Genomic DNA, 10,119 nt, shown 5'->3' with positions numbered 1-10,119 from the left:
TGATAGTGTAGCATTTGTTATGTGAAAGTAGGACATTACCAGGCTCCAAATACAAGAAAGCCCGATTCGAAAGAGTCGGGCTTTTTTACGTCTGCAGGAAAGTGAAAGTATTAGCCGTCAGTCGTCAGCTATCAGCTGCACAGCGTTAACCTGACCACCGTAGCATGGGTTGAGTATCTAGAACCCCATGGGCAAAATAGCGCACCGACTCTAAATACAAGCAAGCCCGATTCAAAAGAGTCGGGCTTTTTTACGTCTGCAGAAAAGTGAAAAACAAATGTAAAAGGTTAAAGGTATTAGGCTAAAGGAAGATAATTGATCAGAGCCGATTCCAGGACATACTACTTTGCTGTCGCTTCGAAGTAGCACACCGACTCCAAATGTAAGAGAAGTGCAAAGCATCCGGCTTTAGGTAAAATAAGCCCTGCTTTACGCTGACCTCCTATTAACTTCTCTTGTATGGTTATCCTCGTTATATAAAATTAATAGCTCCTTAAATAAAGCCTTATAGATTACATAACTATGTTTTACTTGAAAAAGAATTTATAAAGCCCAAAATGAAATTAAGTATTCTTATTAAATTGAGCTGTTTATGTCATTACTACTAACGCCACCTAAGTGCGAGCAATTGACCTATTTGTCAAAACAAATAAAAGGGTATGAAGAACAAGCAGTCCATGCTACCGGCGCAGACCTTTACACGCTGATACAGCGTGCCGCGGAGGCAGTTTTTTGCTGTTGGAAAACCTTTAATGCAAAACAAACGTTAGTTATTACAGGTAATGGAAATAATGCTGGAGATGGTTATGAGGTAGCTCGGTTAATCAAACAAGCAGATCGGCATGTAGTTGTTTGCGCGATTAATCCGAGTAAAGCCTTATCCGGAGATGCAGCAAAAGCACAAAAGCAATGGGTTGATTCCGGTGGTGAAATTTGTAACTTTAACGCTGATGCACTCGATGAGTGTGATGTGATAATTGATGCACTACTCGGTACTGGTCTTGAGAATACGGTACGCGATAATGTTGCTACTATTATTAAAGCGGTAAATGAAAGCACTAAACCAATACTGAGTATTGATGTGCCGTCAGGTATTAATGCAGATACAGGCTGTCCTCAAGGAACAGCCATTATGGCCACCAAAACAATGACATTAGTTGGGATAAAGCAAGGACTCACCACGACTAAAGGAAAGCAGCATGCCGGGCAGTTGTATTTCGACGAGTTAGGTATTGGCGAGCAATTTATGAAACTAGCCACCCCTTCTGCTCAGATTATCAATATAGACTGCTTTAAACCTTTGCCTGAGCGCTCAGTGAGTAGCCATAAAGGTAGTCATGGAAAATTATTATGTATAGGAGGAAACCACGGCTCTGCAGGAGCTATTAGATTAAGTGCTGAAAGTGGATTAAGGTCTGGTGCTGGAATGGTAAAAGTGTATACCCATGAACATGCCGTTTTACCTGTGAGCATCGGGCGACCAGAGCTTATGGTAACTAGTGAACACTTGGATGATGCCCTAGCATGGTCAACGTGTGTAGTTATCGGTCCAGGTTTAGGCCAAGATGAATGGGCCCAAAAAACCTTTGATCAGGCAATCCGTTATTGCCAGCAAAACAATATCCCTACTGTTATTGATGCAGACGCCTTAAACTTATTAGCTAAGCAATCATCTTCTCATAAATTAAATAATACCGTGCTAACGCCTCATCCTGCAGAGGCTGCACGGTTATTAAACTTAACTACCTCTGAGGTTGAGTCTGATCGTTTTTATTATGCTCGACAATGTGCGACTAACTTCGCAGCGACCTCTATATTAAAGGGCGCAGGTACGCTAATCGATAATACCGAGCATACTTGGATATGTGAAAATGGTAACCCTGGTTTGGCTGTAGGAGGAAGTGGTGATGTGCTTAGTGGTATAATAGGGGCGTTAATGGCTCAAGGATTAAATACCAGTGAGGCAGCATGTTATGGCGTTGTGTTACATGCAAAGGCGGGTGATAGAGCCTGTGAACAATCAGGGCAAAGAGGAATGTTAGCCAGTGACTTATTTGCGCATGTAAGAGCACTGATCAATCATAAATAGTAAAAGCAGCAGTGACTGGCTGTGCTAGCTAATGTCTTCGCTGCTTGTTTTGGCTACTATCTGTGAAGCTCACCAGCTCTTTCAGGCTGATAAGTAACTTCTTTGATGGTTACTGTTACTAATCCACCGCCAGGCTTTGGCCATTCAATTTGATCTCCTTGTGAAAGGCCAAGTAATGCACTACCTATAGGAGCTAAGATTGATATTTTGTCGCCAATTGAGTCAATATTTTTTGGGTAAACAAGCGTTAAAGTAAACTCTTCGCCTGTAGATTCAACAACAAAGTTCACAGTTGAATTCATGGTTACCACGGTTGAGGGAACTTCGTGCGGCTCAACTATGCTGGCTCGTGCAAGTTCTGCTTCAAGTTCTTTTTCACCCGCAAAGCTGTTTGCAGGCAACGACTCCATCAGTGCATACAACCTATCTGCATCCAGCGATGAAATGATAATTTCAGGTTTTGTATTCAACTTAATATCCTTAATCATGTTAAATAAAATTTACTCTGGTATAGCTTGCAGGAACTCAGTTGCATTGGAATACACTGAGTTAATTTTATTGTTGTTTAGTGAATTTATTTTATCTCTATTGCTAAAAACCCAGCCGAAGCTGGGTTTTTATTTGAGCTAAGTGTTTAGGGGATGATTACATCATGCCACCCATGCTTAATAAAAACCCTGTAAAATAAGGGGTTATTGGTCGAGGGTGGTTTTGATACCCCACTTTATACCCCACAAATTTCTAGCATTAGCATATGTTAGGCTTTAAATTTAACCTGCAATCTTTCCTGAGCAGATAATAAGTAGTCACATTCATCAATACTTAGCTGCGAAATCAACAAGAGTAAAACTAGCTGACTTAGCTATATGTCATATCCACCTATAGGTTTATGTGACCACCATGTTTTGGAAGGAAAAGGAAACCTTATTGTATTTGTACCACAATGCACTTCTCCCGACATTTCATGGTAAGAATACCAATCATTAATAAAAGTAACATCTCTCCAAGGCATAGCATCTTTAAATGCTTTCTCGAAAGCACACTCACCATTAATTATTGGGCCATACGGCTTAGGTACAATGCTTGAGTTACCAACTACAAGGTGGTTTACCATATCTGGAAAGTAAGCCAATGTACGACCAGGCAAAGGATGGAATAGAACAGGTATATCCACAATATGGCTATCATCAATTTCCAATTCTTTCTTCAAAATTGAAATATTGTTATCCATATGTAACTGACATTTTTGGTTATACGACCAAAATGCTCCATCAGCTAACAGATCATCAATACTGATTTGTGCGGACTCACCACTTCCAGGCTCCCCTCTCATTTTCCCAACAAACATTTCCTCACTGCCATGACCTTGCTGTTGGAGATCTTCTAAGATTGCTTTTGACTTATCAATGGAGGCAACTGCTACAACAAATCCGATGTTATTAGCTGCTGGTACAAAACAAATAATTTCATCAACATGCCCTACAGCCAGCCAATCGGTATTAATCTCAAATGGAGACTGTACTTTCTGTGCATAAAGAAACTTCCTTATTTCTGGCATCATTTGGCGGTTATCCTCTTGGTAATCACCATACTGCTTTCCACCAAAGACAATCCTTCCAAAAGGATAATTAATGCCATTAGCTACGATAGGAGGGCATACTTCTAAGTTTCCAAACGAATCAAGTGAATTGGGATTACTTCCACCTATTTGAAAGTGGCCAAAATCAACCCCCAACAATTCCTTTTCAGGAAATCCATCCAATCCTCTATCTCGGGGACTATCCATGACCACGGGTAATGTATGAGACGGGCTTTGGGTATAACCAAACTCAATTTCGTCTTGTATCCACCTGTCACCAAGATGATCTACTGGCTCTATTATTGTCAACGGAATATTTAATTGCTGAAGCTTTAGTGACAATTCATCCAGGAATTGATTATTCGGATTTGTATGACCAGGAGACATCCTACAAGTAAACACTCGTTTTGCGGGGAGTGTATTTGGGGTCATTATCCATGGTGCTACACGAAAAACAGCCTTATCACTAGCAAACAGTGTCCCTGTATTTTCTAGTCCAAGCTCTATCGTTATTAGACCTTCAAAATTAGCGTTGGGGTACTCAAGAGCCTCTAAGTATAAGTTCCCTCCACTTGCTGCCAGAGCGGGGGATTTTACTAATACGCTTCCATTTTTTAAGTTACCTAGGACAATTTGATAGTGACCGTTGCTGTCTTTTGAATAAACGCTAAAGCGCTTGGCGGAAGCTTCAGTAGAGTACAAATGCATACTAATATTCTGTGGGAAGTTAGACAATTGAGTATCGATAATTGAGAACTCAGCCCACTCAGAATAGTTTTGGTTAGCAGGGTCATGCTCATCTATATCTTTGTCGTTGTTAACCATGACAACTGCGCCTCTCTGATATTCACCCCATACCCATTGCTCGTTTGCATTGTCCTGAGTATCAGCTAAACCATCTCTGTTACTGTCATTAACAATACCGATGCCAAAAACAGTAATACTTATTTCAATCTTTCTTGATACAGATCCTGATTGATCAACGTTAATAATTTCTACTTTATGGAATCCTTTATTTTGCGCGACTATTCGCATTAACCCGTTGTAATCTAGTGGCGCGGGTATAGGCAAATTTGGGGTCATACTTACCCAATAGCCGTTGCTTACGTATTGAATATCTATTCCGGGGGAAGTGACAAACAAAATAACGTCACCCGATGAAAATGATGCATTGAAACGTTTAGATTGCCCTTCTGTTAAAAAATACTCGTACATAAATATGTTCTCCATGACTTATTATTTGATCAAATTCAAATCGATGAAAACACACTACGGACGGCATTTCATCGCACAGCTCGAACACTTAACTACTTACTTTATCAACAACTAAATATAGCAAAAAATATTAAAACTGATTTTAGATGCTATAACTTAACCAACTATTTCTAATTTAAACCAAGAGCCTTTTTAACTTGCGCTACAGTTTTACGACTAGTTTTATGTTTCTCGACTATCAACCCTGTTTTTACATTCCCAAACTTTTTAAGGTGAACTTTTATATCTTCTTCAATTTTTAATTTTAACTGCGTAGGCCTGGAGCCCGACTTCTTGGGACCTCTAGGGCGTTTTCGATGCATTACATAGTGATTGGCTTCATATCGCCGAAATGTATGCAACAATACTTTCCACCCTTCATCAAGCAAGGTCCATTTATCTATCCCAATAGTTTCCCAATAATGTTTTTCTTCTTTGTCTATCGGACCCTGTAAACTGACTAGTACATCCCAAACCCAGTCTTTATAAGAAGCATAACTTTCTGGTTTTACTTCTTTAATCTTTTCAAAGGCCTGGGGGTAAATATTTTCAGCTTCAGCATAAATATCCTCACATAATTTGCCCCAACTATTTTGATCAATATTGTGAACTCTGACAAACTTCGATTTTGGAGCAAATGACTTCAGCCACTTTGTTAGATAGTTAGCATTACTATCCCGACTAAACTCCCCATTTAAAAAACTAGCTAGCTGTGATGAAAATTCAAGCCTCTCATCCCTTACAGCCGCAATTAAAGCGTCTCGAGTTCTCTTATAAAAATGAGTGATTTTCTTGGGATGGTGGACAGAACAATAGTAACTAGAATCTCTACGGGTGTTTATAGTCAAAAGAATTTCATTTTGCTTATGTCTAACAGGACGCCAACATAATGCACATATATCTAATGCTCTTTTTGCATTTCGCTCTGCATGCTTTCTCTCTATGAACGACTTAACAAAAATAAGACTCACATCCATATCTTTAATAAATAAAAGATCTTCATTTTCAATTGGCAATGTACTTTGATACCTCATGAAATGCTTCATTCGTTCGACTGAGTTTGTTAAGCCTCCGCTCCTTTTTATAAAGTCTTTTAGTAATGCTTTTTCTGGCAACTTTCGAAATAGTTTAATGTCTTCCTCGTATTCATTACGTTTGCTTTTAGTCAAAGTATCAAGCAGACTATCAACCCAGTAAACTAAATGTTCTGGTAGAACCTCTTTTTGCTTTGCGATTATTTCCAATCCGTTTTTTAAGTACTTTTTTTTAACTCGGAAACTGAGATCCTCAATGTTTAACCCGTAGCTGTAGATCTGTTGCGGGACGGCAATACCGCTATTGGCCAAAGCCTCAGATAACTGCAATATCGCATTGCTGCTAGGCAACTCCACATCTTCCACACAAAACATATTCAGCCACTCTATGACTTGGGGCGGGATTACAATTTCTTGCAGAACATCGCCAATATAGATAAAACCCGTCCGCTTTTTTGCTGAAACTTTAATTTCATCTCGATTAATCTTTAGATTGACATCCTGAAGTAATCCTTTGACTTCATCCACTAAACTCCCTTCCTGGTATGGAGTAGTCAATATATCAGCCATAAAAATGTTTCCTTAATTATCGTAGCTATACAAGATTGTAGCACAATTCATTTAGATTCAATATTTGCTCCGAGGATAAATTTCATAACAGAAGGAGATTTGAATATGAAATACCTGAGAGCAAAAGACCTTGCAAAAATGCTTGGAGTAAATCAGTCCACAATTTGGCGGTGGAGAAAAAAGAAAAGTTTTCCTAATCCAACAAACTTGGGTCCAAACACTGTTGTTTGGTCTCAAAGTGCCATTGAAGAATGGATTAATGCAATAGACAAGGAGTCTTAAAATGAACAGTGAATATTCTTACACCCCATGCACCTGCGGTGCCTTTGGTGAACAACTTGAATTCGACTTCGGTCCTGAATTTTCAAGCCCAGCAAGTGAATTGTGTAGCGATACCAATTCAACAACTAAACAACCGTTAACCCCATGCAAACAGAACGGTTTCATTGGTATCAAGGAGGATACAGAATGAAAAAGCGCCCCCCAACCCAGCAAGTCAGCATTCGCTTGCCAGCACGAGATCATGAGCGCCTTGTGCTTGATGCTGAAAGTAAAGGTACTACTGTTGCCGATATTGCTCGGCAACGCATTCAGCTAGCTGAAAAACAAATTGAAATGAAAGACTTACTAACAAGCCTGTTGAACCACTTAACAAAACACTCATTTGTGATCACTTCCACAGTCGCGGGTTTAGATCCAGATGAAAAGGCAGCTGCACTACTCGCAATCGAGAAGCAATTAAAAAGGAGAATCAAATGAAACGTTCAAAGAAATCTCATGCTTTTGAGCATGTAATGGTGACCATGTGCCTTTCGTTCATGTTGTTCATTTTGATTGAAGTAGCTGCTATTAGTTACTTCAACCATTGGTCTTCGGTCATGCCGATCATAGATTGGTTAGTTGATTCGATGCTTACGACGGTCGGTCTTTCAAGTAGAGAGCACCTTGTTGCACCGCTAATTTCCAGTGCATTCTTGTATGGGACTGGTGTTACTTGTGTGGTTTCAATTGCTACTAGTGTTCTTATAGTGTGGTATATCCGCATCAGAGACTTCGATTACTCGCAGTACAAACATATAGGTGGCCCTCGCCTTCTAAAGAACAACACAGCCGCTAAACATTTTCGAAAAAGTGCGAAACAAGAAGGTTCACGTGGGTTATCTCTTCACCCGAAGATAGTTATACCGCTTATCCGAGAGGCAGGAAATATTCTGGTTTGGGGTATGCAAGGTGCTGGAAAATCTAACTTTATCAAGCGGTTGGTTGAACAGTTATTAGTACAACGAGAGCGAACTGTTTTATATGATATCAAGGGTGAGTATACAGAAGCATTCTTAAATGAAGACTGCATATTGTTGAGCCCTCAAGATTCCCGCAGCGTCAATTGGAACATTGGCAAGGATTTGTCGACAATTGGACTTGCTGAGTCTTTTGCAGAGGCGGTTATTCCGGCAGGCTCAGCCTCTGAATCTTTCTGGGTTGACTCAGCAAGAACGGTTCTAGTTGGTGTGATTGTAGGGTTAACCAATGAGGATAAGCCCTGGTCTTGGTGCGCTCTTGAACAAAGACTCTTTTGCGGTGATGAAGAGTTATCAAACTGGTTGAATATACATCACAAGCAAGCTGCAACTCTTATTGAGCCAGAGAGTAAAACTACAGCGTCAATACGTTCAATGTTAGCGACGAAATTAGCTTGGTTGAAAAACATGACAAGCTACGTCTCAAATACACCGCCTGATTTTTCAGTTTCTGGTTGGTTAGCTAGGAACGACAAAACGACTCTAATAGTACAAGGCGACTTAGCTTCTCCCTTAATGAGTTCAGCTTTGATCACTGCCTTAATGAGTGTTTTGAGTAGCCATCTTTTAGGAGGTGCTGATAACGAAGAGCAAAAAACTTGGCTGGTTTTAGATGAGTTGGCGACCTTGAATAAATCGAAGAGCCTTGAGCGATGGCTTGCACTAGGACGGAGCAAAGGATGTCGAACGATTGCAGGTACACAGCTATTGTCTCAACTTTATTCAATATACGGTCAGGAAGACTGCAACACCATTTTGGGCCTGTTCAGCAATGTCGTTGCTTTCAAACTTGGACCAAATGGTGAGTCTGCTTCCAAGGCTTCTGCTTCATTTGGTGAAAGGCGTGTTGAATATCCTGTTGTTTCGACAAATGAGAAAGGTGAAAGATCATGTTCGTTTCAACAAGAGTCTATAGCCCTTGTAACACCTGAAGACCTTGTTCATTTACCTCAACCAACCATTAAGAGAGGCATAGATGGGTACCTATTGGTCGGTGGCTCTAATGCCGTCTATAAACTGAATTGGCCAATAGGTGAATATGAGAAAGTAGCTGAAGCTGTCATCAAAAAGCAGTCTCGCGAGCAGACTTTCCAATCAAAGAATAAGAACCGTTTAAATAGGAGAATCACCGAATGATGTCATTAGCAAAGATTCGAGACGGTAAATATTACTTGGATTTAGCCGCTGAAGATTATTACTTGAAGGGTGGTGAGCCAGACGGAAAATGGTGCGGTTCAGCCGCATCATTGCTGAAACTTAAAGGTGCTGTAACATCTGATGTTTTAAGCAACTTGTTAAAAGGCTACTCCCCCTGTGGCAAAACAGCTTTGTGCCAGAATGCGGATCACAATCATACACCTGGTTGGGACCTCACATTCAACGCACCAAAATCAGTGTCAGTCTTGTGGGCTGCCGCTGCCCCTGACTTGCGTCAAAAGATACAGTCTGCCCAACTAACAGCAGTGAAAGAAGCTATCGCCGTTATTGAGGAATATGCAGCAGTTACTCGCCGAGGTGAAGCAGGTTGTGATAGAGAAAAAGTTGCGGGGTTGATAACAGCGGTATTTGAGCACAGCACTAGCCGTTCTCTTGATCCCCACCTTCACTCGCACGCAATTGTTGCAAACATAGCCCCAAGAGAAGATGAAACATGGGGAACGCTGGACTCTCGTACTATTATGTTATGGCAAAAAGCAGCTGGAATGGTTTACAAGGTTAGCCTTGCTGATTCCATTCGCACCTTAGGGTTCGAAACCGAGTTGGAAGGTGATGCCTTCAATGTCATTGGCATATCAAAATCGATATGCCAACACTTTTCAAAGCGTTCTGCACAAATTGTAGATGCACTTAAAGAACGTGGTATTAAAAATCGTTCTTCAGTTTCGGGAGATCTTGCATCACTAAGTACACGTGATGTAAAAGGTGAAATCAACCGAGCAGATTTGTTTCAACAATGGCAAGCAGAATTATCTACTCTTGGCCTATCTCAGTTAAATGTTCAGAAACTTCGAGATAAGGCTATAAATGATGAAAGCTTGTTATCTAAAGAGGTTGTCGACCAAGAAATGCTTGCAAACACTCTTACTGAAAAATCGTCGGTCTTCACGAAACAACAAGCCTTTTTCGCTGGAGGTATTAAAACCCTAGAGTATGGCCAACCTGTTCAATCATTGTGCGCAGTAATCAAAAACCTAACGGACAGTGAATCAACCATTGAACTTGGCAATGACTGGAAACATAACGAGCTTTTTACCACCAACGATGTATTAGAGAAAGAACAATCTCTAATCAATT

General features: G+C 40.5%; 8 protein-coding genes. 5 read left to right on the top strand and 3 right to left on the bottom strand.

Annotation, left to right across the window (positions count from 1 at the left end; genetic code table 11):
* The first annotated feature begins 592 nt into the window (after positions 1-592).
* Positions 593-2,089: an NAD(P)H-hydrate dehydratase gene (locus ACE1OF_RS19215; RefSeq protein ID WP_448896479.1), complete on the top strand. Its 1,497-nt coding sequence runs from the start codon at positions 593-595 to the stop codon at positions 2,087-2,089.
* A gap of 56 nt (positions 2,090-2,145) precedes the next feature.
* Here ACE1OF_RS19215 and rnk read toward each other — a convergent pair whose 3' ends face one another.
* The 3 genes from rnk to ACE1OF_RS19200 form a co-directional block, all read right to left on the bottom strand.
* Complete coding sequence (gene rnk, locus ACE1OF_RS19210) at positions 2,146-2,559, bottom strand: nucleoside diphosphate kinase regulator (protein WP_055012379.1); 414 nt, start codon at positions 2,557-2,559, stop codon at positions 2,146-2,148.
* A 392-nt stretch (positions 2,560-2,951) separates the two neighbouring features.
* Positions 2,952-4,883, bottom strand: a complete 1,932-nt coding sequence (locus tag ACE1OF_RS19205; RefSeq protein WP_448896477.1) for a protein-arginine deiminase family protein — start codon at positions 4,881-4,883, stop codon at positions 2,952-2,954.
* 170 nt (positions 4,884-5,053) lie between these two features.
* Positions 5,054-6,526 (bottom strand): hypothetical protein, encoded by a 1,473-nt coding sequence (locus ACE1OF_RS19200; protein ID WP_448896476.1) that lies wholly within the window; start codon positions 6,524-6,526, stop codon positions 5,054-5,056.
* 105 nt (positions 6,527-6,631) lie between these two features.
* On the opposite strand from ACE1OF_RS19200, the gene ACE1OF_RS19195 reads away from it, so the two are divergent.
* The 4 genes from ACE1OF_RS19195 to mobF all read left to right on the top strand — a co-directional run.
* Positions 6,632-6,808: a helix-turn-helix transcriptional regulator gene (locus ACE1OF_RS19195; protein ID WP_448896474.1), complete on the top strand. Its 177-nt coding sequence runs from the start codon at positions 6,632-6,634 to the stop codon at positions 6,806-6,808.
* 186 nt (positions 6,809-6,994) lie between these two features.
* Entirely contained in the window at positions 6,995-7,285 is a 291-nt protein-coding gene (locus tag ACE1OF_RS19190; protein ID WP_448896472.1) for a hypothetical protein, read from the top strand.
* The gene (locus ACE1OF_RS19185) at positions 7,282-8,961 is read left to right on the top strand and encodes a type IV secretion system DNA-binding domain-containing protein (protein ID WP_448896471.1); all 1,680 of its coding nucleotides are present in this window, start codon (positions 7,282-7,284) and stop codon (positions 8,959-8,961) included. Before ACE1OF_RS19190 ends, ACE1OF_RS19185 begins: the two co-directional genes overlap by 4 nt.
* Positions 8,958-10,119 (top strand): MobF family relaxase (gene mobF / locus ACE1OF_RS19180; protein ID WP_448896470.1); only part of this gene is annotated, 1,162 nt, incomplete at its 3' end. The genes ACE1OF_RS19185 and mobF, both read left to right, overlap by 4 nt.

Source organism: Colwellia sp. E150_009, from assembly GCF_053543955.1.
Note: the sequence above shows the minus strand (reverse complement) of the source record. Positions and strands in the feature narration are given on the sequence as shown.